The organism is Dongia sp. agr-C8 (assembly GCF_054658695.1).
This window is the reverse complement of record NZ_BAAGHZ010000002.1, coordinates 33,246-54,432: the sequence shown is the minus strand read 5'-3', so window position 1 is coordinate 54,432 and position 21,187 is coordinate 33,246. Positions and strand designations below refer to the sequence as shown.

At 67.2% G+C, this 21,187-nt stretch carries 17 protein-coding genes; 14 read left to right on the top strand and 3 right to left on the bottom strand.

The window, feature by feature from the left end:
• Nucleotides 1-3 precede the first annotated feature (3 nt).
• The 8 genes from ACYQ4T_RS07610 to ACYQ4T_RS07575 all read left to right on the top strand — a co-directional run bounded on the left by ACYQ4T_RS07610 (nt 4) and on the right by ACYQ4T_RS07575 (nt 10,212).
• On the top strand, nt 4-1,668 hold the full coding sequence (locus tag ACYQ4T_RS07610) for an ABC transporter ATP-binding protein (protein WP_459852168.1): 1,665 nt from the start codon (nt 4-6) through the stop codon (nt 1,666-1,668).
• 8 nt (nt 1,669-1,676) lie between these two features.
• Nucleotides 1,677-4,115, top strand: coding sequence for a nitrite reductase large subunit NirB (nirB, locus tag ACYQ4T_RS07605; protein WP_459852166.1), 2,439 nt, complete (start codon nt 1,677-1,679; stop codon nt 4,113-4,115).
• Nucleotides 4,112-4,450 carry a nitrite reductase small subunit NirD gene (gene nirD / locus ACYQ4T_RS07600; protein WP_459852164.1) on the top strand — a complete coding sequence of 113 codons (339 nt, stop codon included), beginning with the start codon at nt 4,112-4,114 and terminating at the stop codon, nt 4,448-4,450. The genes nirB and nirD overlap by 4 nt, the downstream gene beginning before the upstream one ends.
• Complete coding sequence (locus ACYQ4T_RS07595) at nt 4,443-7,067, top strand: nitrate reductase (protein ID WP_459852162.1); 2,625 nt, start codon at nt 4,443-4,445, stop codon at nt 7,065-7,067. The genes nirD and ACYQ4T_RS07595 overlap by 8 nt, the downstream gene beginning before the upstream one ends.
• Nucleotides 7,042-7,950, top strand: coding sequence for a precorrin-2 dehydrogenase/sirohydrochlorin ferrochelatase family protein (locus tag ACYQ4T_RS07590; RefSeq protein ID WP_459852160.1), 909 nt, complete (start codon nt 7,042-7,044; stop codon nt 7,948-7,950). Before ACYQ4T_RS07595 ends, ACYQ4T_RS07590 begins: the two co-directional genes overlap by 26 nt.
• 68 nt (nt 7,951-8,018) lie before the next feature.
• On the top strand, nt 8,019-8,768 hold the full coding sequence (locus ACYQ4T_RS07585) for an SDR family NAD(P)-dependent oxidoreductase (protein WP_459852158.1): 750 nt from the start codon (nt 8,019-8,021) through the stop codon (nt 8,766-8,768).
• A gap of 15 nt (nt 8,769-8,783) precedes the next feature.
• Nucleotides 8,784-9,947: a mandelate racemase/muconate lactonizing enzyme family protein gene (locus ACYQ4T_RS07580; protein ID WP_459852156.1), complete on the top strand. Its 1,164-nt coding sequence runs from the start codon at nt 8,784-8,786 to the stop codon at nt 9,945-9,947.
• A gap of 67 nt (nt 9,948-10,014) precedes the next feature.
• Complete coding sequence (locus ACYQ4T_RS07575) at nt 10,015-10,212, top strand: hypothetical protein (protein WP_459852154.1); 198 nt, start codon at nt 10,015-10,017, stop codon at nt 10,210-10,212.
• 144 nt (nt 10,213-10,356) lie between these two features.
• Here ACYQ4T_RS07575 and ACYQ4T_RS07570 read toward each other — a convergent pair whose 3' ends face one another.
• On the bottom strand, nt 10,357-11,487 hold the full coding sequence (locus ACYQ4T_RS07570; protein ID WP_459852152.1) for a mandelate racemase/muconate lactonizing enzyme family protein: 1,131 nt from the start codon (nt 11,485-11,487) through the stop codon (nt 10,357-10,359).
• A gap of 94 nt (nt 11,488-11,581) precedes the next feature.
• Here ACYQ4T_RS07570 and ACYQ4T_RS07565 point away from each other — a divergent pair, with 94 nt between their 5' ends.
• The gene (locus ACYQ4T_RS07565) at nt 11,582-12,412 is read left to right on the top strand and encodes an IclR family transcriptional regulator (protein WP_459852150.1); all 831 of its coding nucleotides are present in this window, start codon (nt 11,582-11,584) and stop codon (nt 12,410-12,412) included.
• On the opposite strand, the gene ACYQ4T_RS07560 is transcribed toward ACYQ4T_RS07565, so the two are convergent.
• Entirely contained in the window at nt 12,409-13,554 is a 1,146-nt protein-coding gene (locus ACYQ4T_RS07560; RefSeq protein WP_459852148.1) for an extracellular solute-binding protein, read from the bottom strand. The genes ACYQ4T_RS07565 and ACYQ4T_RS07560 overlap by 4 nt on opposite strands.
• A gap of 152 nt (nt 13,555-13,706) precedes the next feature.
• On the opposite strand from ACYQ4T_RS07560, the gene ACYQ4T_RS07555 reads away from it, so the two are divergent.
• From ACYQ4T_RS07555 to ACYQ4T_RS07535, 5 genes are all read left to right on the top strand, one after another.
• Nucleotides 13,707-15,236 (top strand): ABC transporter substrate-binding protein, encoded by a 1,530-nt coding sequence (locus ACYQ4T_RS07555; RefSeq protein ID WP_459852146.1) that lies wholly within the window; start codon nt 13,707-13,709, stop codon nt 15,234-15,236.
• 80 nt (nt 15,237-15,316) lie between these two features.
• Entirely contained in the window at nt 15,317-16,267 is a 951-nt protein-coding gene (locus ACYQ4T_RS07550; RefSeq protein WP_459852144.1) for an ABC transporter permease, read from the top strand.
• Entirely contained in the window at nt 16,267-17,154 is an 888-nt protein-coding gene (locus tag ACYQ4T_RS07545) for an ABC transporter permease (RefSeq protein WP_459852142.1), read from the top strand. Before ACYQ4T_RS07550 ends, ACYQ4T_RS07545 begins: the two co-directional genes overlap by 1 nt.
• Nucleotides 17,151-19,211 (top strand): ABC transporter ATP-binding protein, encoded by a 2,061-nt coding sequence (locus ACYQ4T_RS07540; protein ID WP_459852140.1) that lies wholly within the window; start codon nt 17,151-17,153, stop codon nt 19,209-19,211. The genes ACYQ4T_RS07545 and ACYQ4T_RS07540 overlap by 4 nt, the downstream gene beginning before the upstream one ends.
• Nucleotides 19,192-20,370, top strand: coding sequence for a mandelate racemase/muconate lactonizing enzyme family protein (locus ACYQ4T_RS07535; RefSeq protein WP_459852138.1), 1,179 nt, complete (start codon nt 19,192-19,194; stop codon nt 20,368-20,370). Before ACYQ4T_RS07540 ends, ACYQ4T_RS07535 begins: the two co-directional genes overlap by 20 nt.
• Here the strand turns inward: ACYQ4T_RS07535 and ACYQ4T_RS07530 are convergent.
• Nucleotides 20,367-21,074 carry a GntR family transcriptional regulator gene (locus ACYQ4T_RS07530; RefSeq protein ID WP_459852136.1) on the bottom strand — a complete coding sequence of 236 codons (708 nt, stop codon included), beginning with the start codon at nt 21,072-21,074 and terminating at the stop codon, nt 20,367-20,369. The two genes, ACYQ4T_RS07535 and ACYQ4T_RS07530, sit on opposite strands and share 4 nt — an antisense overlap.
• Between the last annotated feature and the right edge of the window lie 113 nt (nt 21,075-21,187).

Genomic DNA, 21,187 nt, shown 5'->3' with positions numbered 1-21,187 from the left:
GCGATGCTGCAACTGCAGAACGTCAGCAAGTCCTACGGCAACGGCGCATCGCGCAGCAACGTGCTGAAAGACGTGTCGCTCGCGGTCGATGTGGGGGAGTTCGTCGCCATCGTCGGCTTTTCCGGCGCCGGAAAGACCACGCTGATATCGCTGATGGCGGGCCTCGCCTTGCCGGACAGCGGCAGCGTCACCTTCCGCGGTCGTCCGGTCGCCGGACCCGGCCCGGAGCGCGGCATCGTGTTCCAGAGCTACGCGCTGATGCCCTGGCTGACCGTCGAGGGCAATATCGCGCTGGCCGTCGATGCGACGATGAAGGCCGGGCGGGACGAACGGGCGGCGCGGGTCCGGCATTACATCGACTTGGTCGGCCTCTCCCACGCCAAGGACCGGCGACCGGCGGAACTCTCCGGCGGCATGCGCCAGCGGGTCGCCGTGGCGCGGGCGCTGGCGATGGACCCGGAGATCCTGCTGCTGGACGAGCCTCTGTCGGCGCTCGATGCTTTGACCCGCGCCAAGCTGCAGGACGAGATCGAGGCCATCCGGGCGGTCGAAGGCAAGGCCATCGTGCTGGTGACCAACGATGTCGATGAGGCGTTGCTGCTGGCCGACCGGATCATTCCGCTGACGCCGGGGCCGGACGCCACGCTCGGGCCGGAATTTCGCGTGACCCTCGATCGGCCGCGCGATCGCACGGCGCTCAACCACGATGCGGAATACCGCCGGCTGCGCGCGGCGATCACGCAATATCTGATGGACGCGGCCGAGCAGCAGGGTTCGGCGGCCGACGAGCGCGAGGCGCCGAAGATCGTGCCGGTGCGCCTGGGCAAGCGGAGGAAGGCGCCGGCCCGCGCCGAAGGCCGCTACGTCGAGTTCTATGACGTCGCCAAGGTCTACGCGACGCCGAAGGGGCCGCTGACCGTGGTCGACGGTTTCGATTTGAAAATGGCGAAGGGCGAGTTCGTCACCCTGATCGGCCATTCCGGCTGCGGCAAATCCACCGTGCTCTCGATGGCGGCGGGCCTTTCCGGGATCAGCCGCGGCGGCATCGCGCTCGACGGCCGCGAGATCGACGGGGCGGGCCCCGACCGAGCCGTCGTCTTCCAATCGCCCTCGCTCTTCCCCTGGCTCACCGCGGCGCAGAATGTCGCGCTCGGCGTCGACCGGGTCTATCCGCACGCATCGCGCCGGGAACGTCGCGACATCGTGGCCTATTATCTGCAGCGCGTGGGCCTGGGCGATGCGATGCACAAGCGCGCGCAGGATCTCTCCAACGGCATGCGCCAACGGGTCGGCATCGCGCGGGCCTTCGCGCTCTCGCCCAAGCTGCTGCTGCTCGACGAGCCCTTCGGCATGCTCGATGCGCTGACCCGCTGGGAGCTCCAGGAACTGCTGATGGAGGTCTGGACCCGGACCCGGGTCACCGCGATCTGCGTCACCCATGACATCGACGAGGCGATCCTGCTGGCCGACCGTGTGGTGATGATGTCGAACGGCCCCCATGCCCGGATCGGCGGCATTCTCGAGGTCGATCTGCCGCGGCCGCGCAGTCGCAAGGCGCTGCTCGACCACCCGAAATACTACGAATACCGCGAGACGCTGCTGAGCTTCCTGAAGGACCATGATTCGGGCGGCAGCCCGAAGCCGGCGTCCGCGGAAGCCGCGGCCTAGGAGGACGCATGCGCAAGAGGCTGGTTCTGATCGGCAACGGCATGGCGGGGGCCCGCCTGCTGGAGGAATTGCAGGAGCGCGCCCCCGGCAAATACGAGGTGACCGTGTTCGGCGCCGAGCCGCACCCGACCTATAACCGGATCATGCTCTCGCCGGTGCTGGCCGGCGAGAAGACCTTCAACGAGATCGTGACCCATGATCGCGCCTGGTATGCAGGCCATGGCTTCCATCTCAGGACCGGCACGCCGATCACCGCGATCGACCGCGCGCAGCAGGAGGTGGTCGCCGGGGACGGTACCCGCACGCCTTACGACAAGCTGGTGATCGCCACCGGCTCGCATCCCTTCATCATCCCGGTCCCGGGCAGGGAGCTGCCCGGCGTCATCACCTTCCGCGATGCCGCCGACGTCGACGCGATGCTCGCGGCCGCTGGGAGCGGCCGGCATGCCGTCGTCATCGGCGGCGGGCTGCTGGGGCTCGAGGCGGCCAACGGACTGCTGGCCCGCGGCATGACGGTCACGGTCGTCCACCTGATGGCGACGGTCATGGAGCGCCAGCTCGACGATGCCGCCGGGTATCTGCTGCGGCGCGAGCTGGAACGGCGCGGCCTCGCAGTCGTCACCAGCGCCAACACCGAATGCATCTTCGGCACGGACAAGGTTGAAGGCGTACGGCTGAAGGACGGGCGCGAGATCCCGGCCGATCTCGTGGTCATGGCGGTCGGCATCCGCCCCAACGGCGATCTCGGCAAGGCGGCCGGTCTCGCCGTCAACCGCGGCATCGTGGTGGACGACGGCATGTTCACCTCCGATCCGGCGATCCTGGCGGTTGGAGAATGTGTCGAACACCGCGGCCAGAGCTATGGCCTGGTGGCGCCGCTCTACGAGATGGCCAAGGTCGCCGCCGACCAGTTGGCGGGCATAGCGGAATCGGCCTACCGGGGCTCGGTGACCAGCACCAAGCTGAAGGTGACCGGGGTCGATGTCTTCTCCGCCGGCAGCTTCGCCAACGACAAGGAATCCGAGGACATCGTCTTCCGCGACGCGGCGCGCGGGATCTACAAGCGGATCATCCTGAAGGACAACCGGGTGATCGGCGCCGTGCTCTATGGCGAGACCGGCGACGGGGCGCGGCTGTTCCAGCTGCTGCGCGACGGCGCGGACGTCTCGGAGACGCGCGACACTTTGATCTTCGGCCCTGCTTTTGCCGCCGGGGGTGCGGCGCCGGACCCTCTTGAGGCCGTTGCAGCGCTCTCCGACGAAGCGGAGATCTGCGGCTGCAACGGCGTCTGCAAGGGGAAGATCGTCGATGCGATCGCCGCCAAGGGCCTGCAGTCGGTAGAGGAGGTGCGCGCACATACCAAGGCCTCGGCCTCCTGCGGCACCTGCACCGGCCTGGTGGAGAAGCTGCTGCAGGTGACTTTGGGCGATGGGTTTCAGCAGGCGACGGTGAAGCCGGTCTGCGGCTGCACCAGCTACGGCCATGACGAGATACGCAAGCTGATCCGGGTCGAGGAGATGCGCTCGATCCCGGAGGTCATGCAGGAGCTGGGCTGGAAGACGGCGAACGGCTGCTCGAAATGCCGGCCGGCGCTCAACTACTACCTGCTCTGCGAATATCCCGGCGAGTATCGCGACGACGCGCAATCGCGCTTCGTCAACGAACGGGTCCACGCCAATATCCAGAAGGACGGCACCTTCTCGGTCGTGCCGCGGATGTGGGGCGGCATGACCAGTGCCGCCGAGCTGCGCGCCATCGCCGACGTGGTCGACCGCTACGACATTCCCAGCGTGAAGGTGACCGGCGGCCAGCGCATCGATCTGCTCGGTGTCAGGAAGGATCAGCTGCCGGCGGTCTGGGCCGACCTCAACCGGGCCGGCCTGGTTTCGGGCCATGCCTACGGCAAGGCGCTGCGCACGGTGAAGACCTGCGTCGGCTCGGAATGGTGCCGCTTCGGGACCCAGGATTCGACGGCGATGGGGATCGCGCTGGAACGCGCGACCTGGGGCGCCTGGACGCCGCACAAATTCAAGATGGCGGTCTCCGGCTGCCCGCGGAACTGCGCCGAAGCCACGGTGAAGGATTTCGGCGTGGTCGCGGTCGATTCCGGCTGGGAGCTTCATGTCGGCGGCGCCGCCGGGATGCACGTCCGCGCCACCGATCTGCTGTGCAAGGTCGCGACCGCCGAGGAGGTGCTGGAATATTGCTGCGCCTTCCTGCAGCTCTACCGCGAGGAGGCGCGCTACCTCGAGCGGGCCTGGCCCTGGATCGAACGGGTCGGGCTCGATCACTTGAAGCGCCGGATCGTCGAGGATGAATTGAGCCGGCGCGCGCTGGAGAAGCGGTTCCGCCACGCGGTCGGCTTCACCCAGAAGGATCCCTGGGCCGAGCGCGCGGCCGGTGCGGCGGCGCAGGAATTTTCCCCGATGGCGGAGGTCACGGCATGAGGATCGACTGGATGGATGTCGGCACGCTCGACGACGTGCCGGTGCTGGGCGCCCGCGTGGTGCGGACCGCGGACGGCGATGTCGCGGTGTTCCGCACCGCGGACGACCAGGTCTTCGCGCTCTACGATCGTTGCCCGCACAAAGGCGGGCCGCTGTCGGAAGGCATTGTGCATGGCCGCTCGGTCAGCTGCCCGCTGCACAACTGGGTGATCAGCCTGGAGAGCGGCGCCGTCGAGGGTCCGGACCAGGGCTGCGCCGCGCGACTCTCCGTGACGCTCGACGGCGGCCGCATCCTGCTCGGGCTGCCGCGCGTCACCCGCGCCGTCCATGGGTGAAGCGGTCCGCACCACCTGCGCCTATTGCGGCGTCGGCTGCGGCGTGCTGGTCGAGGGCGATCAACTCCGCGGCGACCCCGACCACCCGGCGAATTTCGGAAGGCTCTGCTCCAAGGGCAGCGCGCTCGGGGCGACGCTCGGCCTCGAAGACCGGCTGCTGCGACCGCGGATCGGCGGCGTCGATGCCGGCTGGGACGCGGCACTCGATCTCGTCGCCGGCAGGATCTCGCAGACCGTCGCGGCGCATGGACCCGATGCTGTCGCCTTCTATGTCTCCGGCCAGTTCCTCACCGAGGACTACTACGTTGCCAACAAGCTGATGAAGGGCTTCATCGGCTCCGGCAACATCGACACCAACTCCCGGCTCTGCATGGCCTCCTCGGTCGCCGGCCATCGCCGTGCCTTCGGCGAGGACGTGGTGCCCGGCTGCTACGAGGATTTCGACCAGGCCGATCTCGCGGTCCTCATCGGCTCCAACGCCGCCTGGTGCCATCCCGTGCTCTACCAGCGCCTGCTGGCGGCGCGGGAGCGGCGCGGCACCAGGATCGTCGTCATCGACCCCCGCCGCACCGCGACCGCGGCCGAAGCCGATCTTCACCTGCCGCTGCGGGCCGGCACCGACGTCCTGCTGCTGAACGGCCTGCTGGCCGACCTGGCGGGGCAGGGGGCGATCGACCGGGACTACATCGCCGCGCATACCGCGGGCTTCGACGCGGCGCTGGCGCTGGCCGAGGCCGATGCCGGCAGCGTCGCCAAGGTCGCGGCCGGCTGCGGCCTCGATCCGGCGGCGGTGGCGCGCTTCTACGATTGGTTCGCGACCACGCGGCGCAGCCTCACGCTCTACAGCCAGGGTGTCAATCAATCGGCCCACGGCACCGACAAGGTCAACGCCATCCTCAACCTGCATCTCGCCACCGGGCGGATCGGCCATCCGGGCATGGGGCCGTTCTCGCTGACTGGCCAGCCCAATGCCATGGGCGGACGCGAGGTCGGCGGCCTCGCCAACCAGCTCGCGGCGCATATGGGCTTCGAGGACGAGGGCGCGGTCGATCGACTGCGCCGCTTCTGGCGCGCGCCGCGGCTCGCCACCCGGGCGGGGCTGAAGGCGGTCGAGATGTTCGAGGCGGTGGCTGATGGCCGTATCAAGTTTCTCTGGATCGCCGGCACCAATCCCGCGGTCAGCCTGCCCGATGCCGGCCGGGTTGCGGCGGCCTTGAAGAAATGCCCCTTCGTCGTGGTCTCCGACGTCACCGCCACCGACACGACCCGCTTCGCCCATGTCCTGCTGCCGGCCGCGGCCTGGGGCGAGAAGGACGGCACCGTCACCAATTCGGAGCGGCGGATCTCGCGGCAGCGCGCGTTCCGGCCGTTGCCGGGCGAGGCGCGGCCGGATTGGCGGATCTTTCGCGATGTGGCACGGCGGCTCGGCTTCGGCGCGGCCTTCCCCTATGAATCGCCGGCGGAGATCTTCCGCGAGCATGCGCGGCTTTCGGCCTTCGAGAATGCGGATGCGCGCCGCTTCAACCTCGCCGATCTCGCCGCCGCGGACTACGCAACCCTGGCGCCGCTGCAATGGCCGGCGCAGGCGCAGCGGCTCTACACCGACGGCGGATTCTCGACGCCGGATGGCCGCGCGCGCTTCGTGGCGCTGCGCCAGGAAGCCGCCGTTGCGCCGACCGGCGGCTATCCGATCCTGCTCAACACCGGGCGCGGGCGGGACCAGTGGCACACCATGACCCGGACCGGCGCGGTGCCGCGGCTCTCGGCCCATGCGCCGATCCCGTGCATCGAGCTCGCACCCAGCGATGCGGCGGCGCAGGGCCTGACCGAAGGCGACCTCGTGCGGATCCGCAGCGCGCAAGGTGCTGCGATCCGCCGGGTGCAGGTCACCGACGCACAGCGGCCCGGCAGCGCCTTCATGACGATGCATTGGAGCGATCAGTTCGCGGCGCAGGCGGTGGCGGGGACGGTCGTCAATCCGGCCACCGATCCCTGGTCGGGTCAGCCGGAGCTGAAGCATACGCCGATCGCGATCGCGCCGCTGAAAGTCGGCTGGGCGGGATTCCTCGTCAGCCGGCGCGGCTTGCGGCCGACCGGCCTGGTGCATTGGAGCCGACGCGCGATCGAAGGCGGCTGGCTCTACGAACTGGCCGGCCCGGAGCCGACCGCCGACGGCATCCTGCTGGCCGAGCGAATGCTGTCGGGGCTGCCGCGCGAAGGCGTGCTCGAATATCGCGACGCGCGCCGCGGCACCTTCCGCGCCGCCTTCGTTGATTCGCGGGGCTGCCTGACCGACTGCCTGTTCGTCGGTCTGCCGAGCCTGGGCGCTCCCGATGCCTGGCTGCTGACCCTGCTTGCGGAGCAGCGGCCGTTGCGCGACGCGGATCGACGGGCGCTGCTCTCCGGTCGCGGGCCGCTCGGTGCGGTGTCGGAAGGCCGCATCGTTTGCAGTTGCTTCCAGGTCGGGATCGACCGCATCGCCGCGACCATCCGCGGCGACGGGATCGCCGACGTCGCGGCGCTCGGTCGCCGCCTGCAATGCGGGACGAATTGCGGCTCTTGCCTGCCGGAACTGCGGGAGATCATCGCCCATGAACGCCGTCTCGCCGCAGAATAGCGCCGGCCTCGGCGCCGGGCTCGCCTATCTCCCGATCTTCCTCGACCTCCGGGACCGACCCGTGCTGCTGATCGGCGGCGGCGACGGCGCGGAGTCGAAGCTCGACTTGCTGCAGCGGGCCGGTGCGCGTGTGCGGCGGGTCGCCGGCGCAGCCCTCGAACCGCGGCATCTCGCGGATGCCGCCGTCGCCGTCGATGCTTCCGGCGATCCCGCCACCAACCGCCGCGCCCGGTCGCTCGCGCGCGAAGCCGGGGTTCCGCTCAATGTCGTGGACCGTCCGGCGCTGTGCGACTTCATCTTCCCGGCGATCCTGGATCACGCGCCGGTCATCGTGGCGGTCTCCACCGGCGGCCTGGCGCCGGCGATCGCGCGCCTCATCCGTCAGCGCCTGGAGACGGCGATACCGGCGGGCATTGGCCGCCTGGCGATGCTCGCCGCGCGGCTGCGGGCCGCCGTCGCCACGCGCCTCGCGGCGAAGGGGCGCAGCGCGATCTTCTGGGAGCGGTTGTTTGAGGGCGAGACGGCGCAGCTCGCGCTTGCCGGGCGGATCGACGATGCCGCCACGCTCGCGGAATCGCTCATCGCCGAATTGGAGACGGGGTCCTGCATGCCGCCAATCTCGGTGGTCGATGTCACCTCCGACGACCCGGAAATGCTGACCCTGCGCGCGGCGCGATGGCTGAGGACTGCCGATTTCATCCTTCATGACGCGGATGTCGGCGAGCCGGTTCTCGCTTTGGGGCGCCGTGAAGCCCGCCGCATCGTCCTCGAAGCCGCCGACACGCCGGCAGCCGTGCTGGAGCGGCTCAAGCCGGAAAGCCACCGGCCCGACAGCCGGGTCGTCCATGTGCACATGGCGAAATTCCGAAATACCGGACCATAATGCGGAATACTGGACGGCATCGACATTTGGCGATATGACGACTCCTCGGGATTCCGGAGGAGGCAATCTTGCTGAACTACTTCGACGATCGCGACTACGCGGTCGCCGTGATCGGCGCCGGTCGCGGCATCGGCCGCGCTGCGGCGGAGGTGATGGCGCGCCAGGGGGTTGCGGTGGCCTGCCTCGACAGCGACGGCGCCGCGGCGAAGGAGACGGCCGCCGCGATCATGGCCGGCGGCGGCCGCGCGAGCGCCGCGATGGTCGACGTGGTCGACGCGAAGTCGATCGACGCCGCGCTGCAGTCATTGGCGCGCATCGACGCGCTGGTGAATTGCGCCGGCATCACCGGCAAGACCAATGTTCCCGGCCACCAGGTCGAGATGGCGGATTTCGACCGGGTCTACCAGGTGAACCTCAGGGGCGCGATGCTGGTTTCCCAGGCGGTGCTGCCGCACATGATCGCCCGGAAATACGGACGGCTGCTGCACGTGGCCTCGATCGCCGGCAAGGAGGGCAATGCCGGCATGACCGCCTATTCCGCGACCAAAGCCGGCTTGATCGGCATGGTGAAGAGTCTGGCCAAGGACTACGTGGAGCAGGGGATCACCATCAACGCCCTGGCGCCGGCGGTCATCCGCACCGCGATGGTCGATGCCTTGCCGCAGGCGACGGTCGATTACATGACCGCGAAGATCCCGATGAAGCGCTGCGGCGAGCTCGACGAGGCGGCGAAGCTGATCGCCTGGATCGTCTCACCGGCCTGCAGCTTCACCACGGGCTTCACCTTCGATCTCTCGGGTGGCCGCGCGACTTACTGAACCAGGGGAGCCAACATGGGGAAGATCGCAGCCATCGAAGTCATTCCCTTGGCGGCGCCGGATGCGGTCGCCGATGACCTCGACGGCACGACCGACACCGTCATCGTCAGGCTGACCGGCGAGGACGGCAAGACCGGGATCGGCGAGTGCGACGCGCCGCCCCATGTGGTGAAGGCCTTCCTGGAGATGCCGACCGCGCATCTCTGGAGCCGCAACGTGAGCGAGATCCTGATCGGCGCCGACCCGATCGAGGCTGCGGGCATCTGGCAGCAGCTCTATGACGGCACCTTTTGGCCGGGCCGGCGCGGCCTCGGCATCCATGCGCTCTCCGCCATCGACATCGCACTCTACGACCTCGCCGGCAAGCAGCACAACGTGCCGGCCTACAAGCTGATGGGCGGCGCGCGCCGCCCGCGCATCCGGCCTTATTGCACCATCTTCCCCGGCATGCCGCATGGCCGCGGTATCGAGGTGTTGATGAAGGAGATCGCCCGGCAGTTCGAGGCAGCGGTCGATCTCGGCTTCCGCGCGGTGAAGATGGAGGTGCTGTTCGATGACCTCGTCACCGATCGTGAACTGGTGGAGCTCATCAAGCGCGGGCGCAAGATGCTGGGCGACGGCATTCAGATGGCGGTGGACTTCGGCTATCGCTGGCACAACTGGCATGACGCGCTCTGGCTGCTCGACCGGGTCGAGGATTGCGACATCCTGTTCGCCGAGGCGACGTTGCAGCACGACGACCTCGACGGCCATGCCGAGCTTGCCACGCGGAGCAGAATTCGCATCGGCGGCGCCGAGGCGGCGGCCACCCGCTTCGAAATCCGCGAATGGCTGACCCGCGGCAAGGTCGGCGTGGTCCAGCCCAACATCGGCCGCGGCGGCGGCCTGACCGAGATCCGCCGCATCGCCGATCTCTGCGAGCTGATGGGCGCCGAAGTCGTGCCGCACGGCTGGAAGACCGGCATCACCTCGGCGGCCGGCCGGCACTTCCACGCCGCCTGCGCACCCTCGCCGGTCTTCGAATATGTCTCGCCGAAAGTCTTCGACTCCCTGCTGCGCCGCGAGCTGGTCTCGCCGGAGCCGGCGGTGAAGGACGGCTATATGGATCTGCCGAATTCTCCGGGCCTCGGCATCGATCTCAACGAAGACTTGGTGCAACGCCTGCGCACCGACCGTTAGCACCGTCTGAATTCTAGCGACGGTTGAATTGCTTGATCGGCCCGCACCCGATCTCTACAATATACGGATGGTGAGGTCGCCACTCATTCTGCTCGGGCTCGGCATCATCTTCATGCTGGTCTGGCCCGCGCATCGCTACGATCCGGTTCGCGACCCGGGGCGGCGCTGCATTGAGGTCCCGAAGCCGAACTCGAGAGCCGAATATCTGATGCATTGGGGCGGCCCCGACGTGCCCTGGTGTCCCAGGGATGCCAAAGAACCCTGATTCATGCTGCACCGCGTCACGGACAGGACCCGGACAGAATCAAGATTCGCGTCACACGGACGCATCCAGGACCAATCTGGAATCAAAGACTTGGCGTAGATCTGGATTTGAAAAGAGGTCGGACCCGCCCGTGTTGGGCCGGCATCACCCGACCCGGTACTTCTCCACCGTCTTCATGTTGAGCGAGACACCGAGGCCGGGCGCGGTCGGCACCTGGATCCGTCCATCCGGCCCAAGATCGAAGCGCTCGTTGGTCAGTTCCCAGCGCAATTCGGATTCGCTGGTCGAGTATTCGCAGGGCTCGTCGGCCCAATGCTGCGACAGGAAAGCGAGGTTGGCGGCGATCGTGATGTTGGATTTATAGCCATGGGTTACCACACGCTTGCCGCGCTTCTTCGCGGCATCGGCGATCCGCACCAACTCGGTGAGACCACCCGCCATGGTGACGTCGGGTTGGGCGATGTCGATCTTGCCGACATCGAAAGCGGTCTCGTACTCGAAATGGGTGGTGAGGCCGAGATCGCCGCCGCCGATCGGCACCCCCTGTCCGGCGAAGCGGGCATGGCCGGCGAGATCGTCGATCGGCAAGGGCGCCTCAAGCCAGAGGAAGCCGTTGTCGCGGAAGATCGGCACCAGGGGCAGGCCTTGCTCCGCCTCGGTCCAGGCGGTGGCGGCGTCGCACATCAGCTTGATGTCCGGGCCGACATGCTGGCGCGCGGTGCGGATCAGCAGTTCGGTCTTCTTCAAGTCATGGCGCCAATGCGGGTCGGCCACGATCTTGATCGCCTTCAAGCCCCGCTTCAGCCCGCGGTCGATGTTGAAGCGCACTTCGTCTGGGGTTTCGCCGAGCGGATAGACCGTGCCATAGGCGAGCAGGCGGTCGCGTTTCTTGACGCCGAGCAGGTCGGAGAGCGGCTTCTTTTCCGCCTTGCCCTTGATGTCCCAGAGCGCGATGTCGATGGCGCTGATCGCGTGGATCACGACGCCGCGCCGGCCGTAATAGGAGGTGAGGTCATACATCCGGTCCCAGACCGCCGGCGGATTGAGAGGATCCTGACCAAGCACCGCCTCCTTCAAGCCATAGGCATGGGAATGCGATCGGCGTGCTTCGATGATCGCCTTGATGACCGCAGGGACGGAGTCCACTTCCGCGATGCCGGTGATCCCGGCGTCGGTGTGGACGAGCACCAAGCAATTGTCGTATGACCCGTCGAACGTTTCCCCGGTCCAGCCGGGGGTGCGCAGTTCGATCACCTCAATATCGGTTATCTTCATTTGCCCCACCGCGCCTTGGCGGCCCCCTGCTGGACGACCATTGCCCGGCCGTCCGAAATATTGGATACTAATCCAGAATGCTGGAATTGATGGAATGAGACAAGACGCAAAGACGCGGGCGAAGCCGCGCGCTGCCGCCGCGCCGCAGGCCGCGGCCAATGCCGAGGAGGCGGGCGGGTCGCGCAGCGTGCGCCGCGCGCTGGAGATCTTCGAGTTCCTGCTGCAGCTCGACGCGCCGACCACCATCGGGGAGATCGTGAGCGCGCTGCAGATTCCGAAATCGACCGCCTACGAGCTGGTCCGCACGCTTTCCGATTCCGGCTACCTCGAGCCCGGCCGCCGCGGCGGCGGGATCACCCTCGGCCGCAAGCTGTTCGAGCTCGGCATGGCTTACCGCGCCCAGGTCGACCTGCTGCGCGACGGCAGCCAGATCGTCGAGGAACTGCGCAACGACTGCGGCGAGACCGTACAGCTCTCGGTGCTCGAGAACGACATGATGCTGGTGCTCCTGAAGGAGGAGGGCTCGCATCCGGTCCGCATCATCAGCCGGGTCGGCTCCCGTGTGCCGGTCAACTGGGCGGCGTCGGGCCGGCTGCTGGTCTCCGACCTGGACGACAACGAGCTCACCAGCTTGCTCAGCAAATCGGTGCGGCAGTCGCCGACCGGCCGCGCCACGGTCGAGATCGACAAGTTCATCCAGCAGGTGCGCAAGGCGCGCAAGCAGGGCTTCTTCTCGGAACTGAACGAGACCAACGAGCATGCCGGCTGCGTTGCCGCGCCGGTGATCGACGGCACCGGCCGCTGTGTCGCCGCGATCAGCATCGTCGCCCCCGAGCATCGGCTGGGCAAGACCAACCGCGAAGCGCTGACCAAGAAGGTCTGCGCCGCGGCCGCGGAACTCTCGAAGCGCCTCGGCGCCCGCTAGGCGCGCTTGCCGCTGGCCGCGAACGCCCGCTGCAACCTATCCAGCAGCGTCGCTTCGTCCATCTGCCCGCGGAGATGCTGCTCGATGAGATCGCCGCCTTTGGCCTGGAAGCCGAGATAGCCGGGGAAGCGGGGCCGGATCCAGCAGGCTTCCATGGTCTTGAGGGTCGCAGCGTAGCAACGCCCGAAGCGGGCATCGACGGCGGTATCCGTCCATACTTCCCGCCGGGCCGGCTGGCCGTGGTGCGTGGCGAACAGGCGCTGCACCTCGGGCGAGGCGGCGAAGCGCGCATAGGCGCGCGTGGCCTCGTCATTGCCGCGGTAGGCGGAGAGGCCAAGGCCGGTGCCGCCGATGGTGGAGCCGCCGGGACCCATCGGCCCCGGCAGGTCATGAAAGCGCAGCGGCTTGCGCTGATCGCTTTCGGCATAGGTGGCGTAGCAATAGACGGCGGGGCAGGTGACCAGATCGTCCCGCGTGACCATCGCGTCATGGAGCTCGATGCTGTTCCAGTCGAGCGCCTCTCTCGGGCAATAGGCGAGCAGGGCACGGATATGATCGAGGACTTGCCGGGCAGTATCGCGATCGACCAGCGGCCGCTCCGGATCGGTCGAGCAGGGCATGCCCAGGTTGGCACAGAGCGTGAAGAAGGTCATCAGGCTGTGCACGCCCTTGAGGCCGATCGCGAGCTTCAGGGCCCTTCGCGATGCCTTCTCGCCCAGCGCGATCAACGCGCGCCAATCGGCCGGCGGCGTCGCCTCCAGCGCCTGCAGCAGGTCGGGCCGCGAGACCGCGACCTGGGCTGCCGCGTCGATCGGCACCGCCCAGCAGGCGCCGGCATAGCTGTAACTCTCCAGCGAGGGACCGACATAGCGGTTGCCACCGGAGAACGAAATGGCGTCGTCGACGGCGAGCAGGCAACCGGTGGTCGCGATCTCGCCGCAGAACGGATGGTCGAGCACGATCAAGTCGTAGTCACGGGCGAGGTCCGGCACCGGCGTGAACTCGAAGCCGCTCAGCGGGCGCGAGGCCCATTCGATCTCGATTTCCGGATGTCGCTGTTCGAACAGCGCCTTGGTCGCCAGCAGTGGGTCGATGGCGCGCCGATGTCCCCAGGTCATTCCGCGCAACTTGATCCGCGCCATTCGGCTCTCCCGGCCCATCGGTCCTAGATTGACTCCTGATTCAGCCTACCCTAGCATTCTGGGAATACGTACAACAGTCCGGTATTCTGGAAATCGCAATTCAACCAGCGATCCAGCCAACGGACGCGGGGCAAGCAACAGGGAGAGGCGCAATGAGACTCATGAAACTGATGTCCGGTGCGGCGGCGTTTGCCATCGCGGTATCCGGCGCGGCGAACCTGGCCATGGCGGCGGCCGGCGACGAATGCGTGAAGGTGCTCGGCTACGAGTGGAGCGGCGAGAAGCAGTCGATGGATCCTGCCGACATGCATTCCGGCGACGATGCCTATCACACCTTCGCGGTCTACAACCGCCTGGTCGATGTCGATGACAACTTCAAGGTCATCCCCGAGCTCGCGACCGAGTGGTCGGTCTCGGCCGACGGCCTGACCTGGACCTTCAAGCTGCGCGACGGCGTCAAATTCCACAGCGGCAAGGATTTCAGCTCGGCCGACGTGGTCTACACCTTCAAGCGCCTCCTGGACGAGAAGCTCGGCTCCGGCGCCCGCGCGGTGCTGGAGTTCCTTGATCCCGACGGCATCAAGGCGCCGGACGCGAAGACCGTCACCTTCACCACCAAGAAGCCTGTGGTCGAGCTGCCGGTGCTGATCAGCAACAAGTTCACCAACATCGTGCCCGACGGCGCCAAGCACGAGGACCTCGTCCTGCACGGTGACGGCACCGGGCCCTTCATGCAGGAAGAGTTCACGCCGAACGCGCCGGTCCGCATCCTGAAGAAGAACCCGAACTACTGGGATGCGGGCAAGCCGAAGGCCGACTGCCTGCGCATCACGGTGGCGCAAGAAGCGGTCGCCGCGGTCTCCGCGCTCAAAGCCGGCCAGGTCGACCTGATGCTGAACGTCGATCCCTCGGTGATCCCGACCCTGAAGGACGACCCATCGGTGACCCTGCTGGAGACCGGCGCTTCCAACTCGATGACCATCTCCTTCTGGGTCGATGCCAAGCCCTTCGACGATCCGAAGGTGCGCGAGGCGCTGAAGCTGGTGGTCGATCGCCAGGCGATGGTCGATACCGTGCTGCTCGGCTATGGCGAGCCCGGCGCCGACAACCCGGTGCCGGTCGGCAACCCGAACTCCTATGTCAAGGAAGCGCCGAAGCAGGACATCGAGAAGGCGAAGGCGCTGCTGGCCGAGGCCGGTCATAAGGACGGCCTGAAGTTCGACCTCTACACTGCCGAGGGCGTGCCGGGCATGGTGCGCATGGCCCAGGTCTACGCCGAGCAGGCGAAGGCCGCGGGGATCGACATCAACGTCATCGTCACCCCGGCCGAGAGCTTCTGGGACGATGTCTGGCTGAAGCAGTCGGCTGTGACCTCGGCCTGGTCGATGCGGCCGCCGGGAGAGGGCCTCGCCGTCGCCTATGTCCAGACCGCGAAGTGGAAGGAGACCCATTGGGAGCGGCCGGATTACGACGCGCTTCTGCTGAAGGCAAACACCACGGTCGACGATGCCGAGCGGCAGAAGCTGTTCCAGCAGACCGGCGAGCTGCTGGCCAAGGAAGGCGGCCTGGTGCTGCCGATGTTCGTCCACCAGGTTCTGGCGCTGCGCAAGGGTTGCGAGGGCTACACCCCGCGGGCGCAGAACTTCAACCTGAACTTTGAAGATCTGAGCTGCAGCAAGTAAGCTCGACCCTCGCCCGGATGCCGGTTCGGGATCGGCATCCGGGCGCTTTTCTTTTCTGAGGGCCGAGGCGGAGATTACCCTTGTCGATCCTGAAGCTCGTCGCCACGCGGATCCTGCTCTCGCTGCTGACGCTGCTTCTCGTCTCGCTGATCATCTTCTTCGTGCTGGAGATCCTGCCCGGCGACGTTGCGAGCCGCATCCTGGGGCGCGACGCGACGCCCGAGACCTTGAACGCTCTGCGCGAGAAGCTGGGCCTCTACGATCCCGCGGTGGTGCGCTACTGGCACTGGCTGTCGCATTTCGTGGCCGGGAACTTCGGCCAGTCGCTGGTCTCCAGCCGGCCGGTCACCGAGATCCTGGCGCCGCGCATCTTCAACACGGTCGTGCTCTCGGCTTACGCCTTCCTGCTCTATCTGCCGCTGACCGTGATGCCGGCGATCATCCAGGCGATCCGTCGCGACAAGCCCAGCGACCACGCGCTCTCGGTCGTCACCCTGGTCCTGCTCTCGATGCCGGATTTCCTGCTCGCGACCATCCTGCTCTTTCTGTTCGTGGTGGTGTTCCGCTTCTTCCCGGCGATCTCGCTGGTCGATCACAGTTCGACCGCCACGGACTATCTGATGGCGACCACCCTGCCGGCGCTGACCCTCGCCATCGTCATGGCGGTCTATGCAGTGCGCATGCTGCGCGACAACCTGATCGAGGTGCTGGATTCCGACTACATCCGCATGGCGGAGCTGAAGGGCCTGTCGGCGCGGCGCGTGCTGCTGCGCCATGCCTTGCCGAACGCGCTGGTGCCGACCCTGAACGTGACCGCGCTCAACCTCGCCTATCTGGTCGGCGGCGTGGTGGTGGTGGAGAAGGTATTCTCCTATCCGGGCTTCGGTAGCCAGCTGGTGGATTCGCTGCAACTGCGCGACCTGCCGGTGATCGAGGCGACGGTGATGATCGCCGCCGTGGTCTATGTCGGCGCCAATCTCATCGCCGACATTGCCGCCGTGCTGCTGAACCCGCGCCTGAGGACGGCTTAATGGCGGTGACGACCGACATGGCGCCGCACGCCTCCTGGAAATGGCGGAGTCTCTGGCGGCAGACGCCGCAGAGCTTCCGTATCGGTCTGGTGATCCTGCTGCTGCATGTCATCATCGCCGCGACCGGTCCCTTCTGGGCGCCCTATGGCTTCTCGCAGATGGGCACCGGCATTCCGCTTTCCGGCATGACCTGGAAGCATCCCTTCGGCGTGGACCAGCTCGGCCGCGATGTGTTCAGCCGCGTGGTCCACGGTGGCCATATCGTGATCCTGCTCTCGCTCTCCGGCACGGCGCTGGGGCTGGTGGTCGGCGCGATCCTGGGATTGCTCTCCGGGTATATCGGCGGCTGGTTCGACAATGCGCTGCAGCGCGTGCTGGAAGCCCTGATCAGCATTCCCTTCCTTGTCCTGGCGTTGATCGCCATCGCCTCCGCCGGCCCACAGCTTTCCGGCAACCCGGTGCTGGTTGTGCTGGTGGTGGCGCTGGTCTACGCGCCGCGCATCGCCCGCATGGCGCGGGCGGCGGCGATCGACATCGCGACCCGCGACTATGTCACCATGGCGCGCCTCCGCGGCGAGAGCGCCTGGTCGGTGATGCGCCGCGAGCTGCTGCCCAATGCTACCAGCGTGCTGCTGGTCGAGTTCGCGCTGCGGGCCGGCTACGCACCGGTTCTGATCGGCTCGCTCGGCTTCCTCGGCTTCGGCCTGCGCCCGCCGACGCCGGAATGGGGGCTGATGATCAGCGAGAACCGCGCGCTCATCATCATCACGCCGATCACGGTGCTGGGGCCGGGCCTGGCACTGGCCTCGCTGGTGGTCGGTCTCAACCTCTTCACGGAAGGTCTCGCGCGAATCCTCGGGCGCACCGTGCGGCTGGGCAACCAATGACGCCGGACACGATCCTCGAAGTGCGCAACCTCTCCGTCGCCTACCGGCAGGGTGGCGGCTGGTCGCGTGCGGTCGATGACGTCTCATTCGCATTGAAGAAGGGCGAGGTGTTCGGCCTGGTCGGCGAATCCGGCTGCGGCAAGTCCACGGTCTCGCTGCAGCTGCTCGGCTATCGCCATCCTTCGATGAAAGCCGAAGCGGGGCAGGTGTTGTTCAAGGGCCAGAATCTTCTGGCATTGTCCCGCCCTGAGCTCGACAGGCTGCGCGGAGAGAAGATCGCCTTCATCCCACAGAATCCGACCACCGCGCTCAACCCCGGCATCCGCATCGGACGACAGGTGTCCGAGACCATGGTCGCACATGGGCGCGCCAAGGATCTCGGCGGCGCGGATCAAGTTGTCGGCAAGTATCTGAAACTGGTCGGTCTGCCGGTCGATCCCGGCTTCTTGCGGCGGTATCCGCACCAGCTCTCCGGCGGCCAGCAGCAGCGGGTCTGCATCGCCATGGCGCTGTGCTGCGATCCGGACCTCCTGGTGCTGGACGAGCCGACGACTGGACTGGATGTCACGACACAGGAGCAGATCGTCTCGCTGCTGATCGCACTCCGGGCGCGGATCGGCCTTTCCATGCTCTATGTGACACACGACCTGGCGCTGCTGTCGCAGATCGCCGACCGGATTGGCGTGATGTATGCGGGCAAGATGGTCGAGGTCGCGCCGACCGATATGATCTTCACCGCGCCCAAGCATCCCTATACTCGCGGGCTGATTGGCTCGATCCCGCGCATCGATTTCGTCACGGCGGAGCGCGAGCGGCCATTGCGCAGCCTCTTGCGCCGGGGCGAACTGCCGGCCGGCTGTCCATTCAGCCCACGCTGCGATTTCGCGCAGGACCGCTGTTTCGCCGAGCCGCAACGGTCTGAGCGGACCGGGCCGGATAGCACGGTGGCTTGCTGGCGCTGGCAGGAGATCGCGCCACTGCCGTCCGAGCCGATCGAAGTGCCGTCCTTGCCGCGGGCAACGGGCGAGATGCCGCTACTCTCGATCGACAAGCTCGATATCCACTATGGCCGCGGTGAGAAGGCGTTCCGCGCGGTGAGCGATGTCTCCTTCGCCATCCGCCAGGGCGAGGTCTTCGCGCTGGTGGGCGAGTCCGGCAGCGGCAAGTCGACCATCGCCCGCGCCATCAGCGGGCTGGTGCCGCCGGCCGGGGGCACGGTCGCGCTGGACGGAAGGCCGCTGGCGGAGCGGGTCAACCGCCGCAGCAGCGACGAGCGGCGGCGGATCCAGTACATCTTCCAGAACCCGGATGCTTCGCTCAACCCGCGGGCGCGGGTCGGCGAGACCATCGCCCGGCCCCTGCATTATTTCTTCCATCTCGACCGGGCACAGGCGCGAAGGACGGTGGCGGAAGCGCTTGCCGACGTGCAGCTCGACGGCAGCTATGCCGCGCGTTTCCCCGACCAGCTTTCCGGTGGCGAGCGTCAGCGGGTGGCGATCGCCCGGGCGCTGGCGGCCGAGCCGTCGCTGCTGCTCTGCGACGAGATCCTCTCGGCGCTGGATGTCTCGGTGCAGGCAAGCATCCTGAAGCTGCTGCAGAAGCTCAAGGCTCATCATGCGATCGCCATGCTGTTCATCTCGCACGATCTTGCCGTGGTGCGGATGCTCGCCGACCATGTCTGCGTGCTTTATGGCGGCGAGGTGATGGAGGTCGGGCCGGTCGAGCGGATATTTGCCTCACCATTCCATCCCTATACGCATACCCTCCTGCACGCCGTGCCGGTACCGCTGCAGCCGCCGGCCACGGGCGATACAGCGAAGACCGGCGAGCCGAAGCGCGGCAGCCCAGGCTGTGTCTTCGCCGGGCGTTGTCCCTGGAAGATCGGCGCGATCTGCGACACCACGCGCCCGCCCTGGCGGGAAAGCACGGGCGGCTTGCGGCTGCGCTGCCATCACAATATCGACAAACTAAACGAGCTGGCCGACTGGCCGCCGGAACCGGCGGCTGCAAACACATCGCGTAGAACAAGGACGAATCATGAAAATCGAGTCGATTGATTTCTTCTACATTTCCATGCCGGTCGTCACCGATGCCGGCGACGGCAGCCAGGACGCATTGCTGGTCAGGGTGCGCGCCGGCGGGATCGAGGCCTGGGGCGAATGCGAGGCCTCGCCGCTCACGTCGATTGCCTCATCGATCGCGCCGATGTCGCACGGCGCCTGCCGCCCGGTCTCGTCGCAGGTCCTGGGCGAGGACGTCTCTTCGCCGAAAGATATCGCGCGCCTTGCCGCGACCATCCAGTGGAACTGCATGGACCTGCTGCAGGCGGCGCACACCTGGTCGGGGATCGAGATCGCGCTCTGGGATCTCCTAGGCAAAAGGGAGAGTGTGCCGGTCTACAAGCTGCTCGGCTATGACAAGGCCTATCCCAAGCTGCCTTATGCTTCGCAGCTCTTCGGTGACACCGCGCAGGAGACCTTGACGCTCTGCAAGGCGGCGCGCGATGCCGGCTATCGCGCGGTCAAGTGCGGCTGGGGTCCCTTCGGCCGCGGCACCTTGAAGGACGATGCCGATCATCTCCAGGCGGCGCGGGAGGGCATCGGCAAGGAAGGAACCTTGCTGATCGATGCCGGCCAGATCTTCGGCGAGGATGTCGAGGCGGCGGCGGCGCGGTTGCCGGCGCTCGAAGGCGTCAATGCCACCTGGTTCGAGGAGCCGTTCAACGGCAGCGCCTACGAGGCCTATGGCGCGCTGGCGAAGCGGAGCACGAAGGTGCGCCTCGCCGGCGGCGAGGCCGCGCACAATATCTTCATGGCGCGGCACACCATCGACTATGGCGGCGTCGGCTTCATCCAGATCGATTGCGGCCGGATCGGCGGGATCGGCCCGGCGAAGCAGGTCGCCGACTATGCGGTGGGGAAGGGCGTCACCTATGTGAACCACACCTTCACCACGCATCTGGCGCTCTGCGCCTCGATCCAGCCCTTCGCCGGCCTCAAGGACCACAAGATCTGCGAATACCCGGTTCGGCCGCAGCCGATGGCCTGGGAGATGTGCAAGACCCACATCGCCCCCAATGCCCAGGGCGAGGTGGTGGTGCCGGAGGCGCCGGGCCTCGGCATCGAGATCGATCTTGCGGCGGTGAAGAAGTACCTGATCGACGCCGAGATCAAGGTCGGCGGCAAGGTGCTCTACAAGACACCCAGCTTGAGCTAGCGCGCGCGGCCCTTGCGGCGCTGCAGGCGGTGGATGTGCTGGTCGAGCTCGTCGTCCAGCGCATCCAGCTTGCCGGCGGCGAGGATATCGCGCAACTTCTTGTGCTGCGCGAGGATGGCCTTGGCGTCGCGCTCGCTGCGAATCTCCTTGCCGAAGACGATGAGGACGTGGCGGGCGAGGGCGTCCCACAGCTTCTGCACGATAGCATTGCCCGAGGCGCGGCAGATCTCGCGGTGAAAGTCGAGGTCGGCCCGGCTGATCTCGATCCATTCCAAATGCGAGGCGGCCCGCTCCATGGCGGCCATGATCCGGTCGAGGCGCGCGAGCAGCGCCGGTTCGCGCCGATAGGCGGTCATCGCCCCGCGCATCGCAATCTTCTCCAGCGCAAGGCGCGCCTCGCAGATCTCGTCGATCCGCGCTTCGTCGAAGCCGGCGATATGGGTGCCGCGGTGCGGCGTGCTTTCGACGATACCCTGGGCCTCGAGAATCTTCAGCGCCTCGCGCAAAGGCACGCGGCTCATCTGCAGCAGGCGCGCGAGCTCGACCTCGACCAGGCGCTGGCCGGGTTGCAGTGCGCCCGATGCGACGCCGAGCACGATCGCCTCCGCCGCGCGCTCGGCCAGGCCGGCAGCCGGCGCCATGGCGAGGACCTGCGGAACGGGCTCGGCAGGGGCAGTGGTGGGGGAGAGACGGCGGCGCGGCATTGATTTCTCGAGTTTGTAAGATTGTATACATTTATTATGTCGACATCCTAGCGCAGGACTGCCAATCTGCCCAGTAGAAAGCGGCCGCAAGATGCCGCGCAGCAAGCACAGGG